The following is a 1,776-nucleotide window of genomic DNA, read 5'->3' on the forward strand; positions in this document are numbered from 1 at the left end:
ATTTTATGTAATACAACCCTTTACATGCTCAATCGTTTATTTCTATAAACTATACACTCTCGTTATTCATACCATTATTTCTCCCCTTACCTCAAATAACAATTTTTTTATTTATCATAAAGTTAACACTCTCGTTAAACAAATATAAAGATTGCTGTATTTCTTACTTTTCTCCTTGAAAACGATATATACTATATTTGAAATAAGCGGGTGCGTCTGCTTAGTATCTAAATTCCCGTGCAATACCCCCAATCCTAGCATCTTTTACAATAACGTTTTGCTTATTTTTTGTACTTATAATACGCCATCAACTCTTCTTCATTTTAACTTTAATCATGAAACAAAAAAATCCCCTCAAAGCATGAACTTTAAGGGGGAGCCTGTTTTTTATTTACTTATATACGTACAGCTGTACCACTTACAGCAACCATTAACATTCCATCACGAACAACTTCGTAATCTACGTCAATACCAACGATAGCGTTCGCACCTTTTTGTTTTGCAAGTTCTTTCATTTCATCCATTGCGATATCACGAGCTTCTTTTAGCTTGCTTTCGTAAGAACCAGCACGACCACCGACAACATCACGAACGGAAGCGAATAAATCGCGGACAATATTTGCACCCATAATAGCTTCACCATTTACAATATCGATATACTCAATAATTTCTTTACCTTGAATTCCAGACGTTGTTGTTACAATCATGACTGACACTCTCCTAATAAGTTGTAGTTTTTTAATGCGCTTTCTTATGTCTTTATTATGACACAGAAAAAATATCTAATCTATTGAATTACCTTACAGGAGTGTGACAATTTTGTAAGAATAAAACCCCCATTATGTTCAATAAAGCGCTTTAACATTAGGATACATAAACGAGTCTCTATTTTCTTTCCAATCCTTTTCTACTTCTTTAAAAGTTGGTCGCCCTAATTCTTTATTATTTTCATGTTTACTAAACCATTTTTTCACATACTGATTTCCATTTTTACTTTGAACTGTGCAAAGGAAACTATTACTACTATCCTTTAATATTTTTACAATCACGAATAGACACCTCTTCCCTTCTCAATATCATAATAGGACTTGATCTTTTACTATAAGCCCTTCCTCTCTTATAGTCATACGACTCCTCGGCCGCGCCAAAGTTGTAAGATCAAAAACGATATTCACTTTGTTTACATTTTATTTAAAGAAATCAGAGTTATAGGCATTATGCTTATCAAATATTTTATAGATTTCTAACTTATCATCTAATTTTGCATCTACTAAAATTAATATATTTCCATCGTAAATATATTCTTCATACTTTTTAGCATGGTCTTCAGGGATTCCTAAGCCGATAAATGCTCCTATTAAACTTCCAGCTCCTCCGCCAATACCAGCTCCTCCAATAGCTGCTGCGATTGGTCCTGCTGCTACAATTGGACCCATTCCAGATACGGCAAGTATACCAAGACCTGTTAATAAACCACCGAGCCCGCCTGCTACTCCTCCAGCTACAAGCCCTGTCGCTGAAAAGATATCTGCTTTATGTGCAGTTTCGCTATTCACTTTTTCACCCGATTTTTCTTCTAGATGTTCAATTTCCTTTTGATCTTTCGCAATAGCTGAAATGTTATCTGCTGAGTATCCTTTTTCATTTAATTCATTAATAACGAGTGCCGCATCATCAATTGTTCTAAAAACACCTACTATTTTTCTATCTACATTCATAACTATTAACCTCCTAAAGTTTTATATAATGTATTTTTATTTTTCTTCATTTCTGTAT

The 1,776-nt window shown here is 33.7% G+C and carries 3 protein-coding genes; all 3 read right to left on the reverse strand.

Annotated elements, in window-relative coordinates; all coding sequences use genetic code 11:
• Window positions 1-395 precede the first annotated feature (395 nt).
• The 3 genes from GBN78_RS29635 to GBN78_RS29645 all read right to left on the reverse strand — a co-directional run bounded on the left by GBN78_RS29635 (window position 396) and on the right by GBN78_RS29645 (window position 1,718).
• Window positions 396-707, reverse strand: coding sequence for a YbjQ family protein (locus GBN78_RS29635; RefSeq protein ID WP_000637510.1), 312 nt, complete (start codon window positions 705-707; stop codon window positions 396-398).
• Between the two features lie 138 nt (window positions 708-845).
• The gene (locus tag GBN78_RS29640) at window positions 846-1,049 is read right to left on the reverse strand and encodes a DUF4028 family protein (RefSeq protein ID WP_000635863.1); all 204 of its coding nucleotides are present in this window, start codon (window positions 1,047-1,049) and stop codon (window positions 846-848) included.
• A 138-nt stretch (window positions 1,050-1,187) separates the two neighbouring features.
• Window positions 1,188-1,718 (reverse strand): general stress protein, encoded by a 531-nt coding sequence (locus GBN78_RS29645; RefSeq protein ID WP_001100100.1) that lies wholly within the window; start codon window positions 1,716-1,718, stop codon window positions 1,188-1,190.
• Window positions 1,719-1,776 lie beyond the last annotated feature (58 nt).

This window comes from Bacillus sp. B2-WWTP-C-10-Post-4 (genome assembly GCF_009183805.1).
Taxonomy (GTDB): Bacteria; Bacillota; Bacilli; order Bacillales; family Bacillaceae_G; genus Bacillus_A; species Bacillus_A cereus.

Coding starts and splice junctions, on each gene's coding strand:
- GBN78_RS29635 (WP_000637510.1), bottom strand. CDS start 707: ATGATTGTAACAACAACGTCTGGAATTCAAGGTAAAGAAATTATTGAG.
- GBN78_RS29645 (WP_001100100.1), bottom strand. CDS start 1,718: ATGAATGTAGATAGAAAAATAGTAGGTGTTTTTAGAACAATTGATGAT.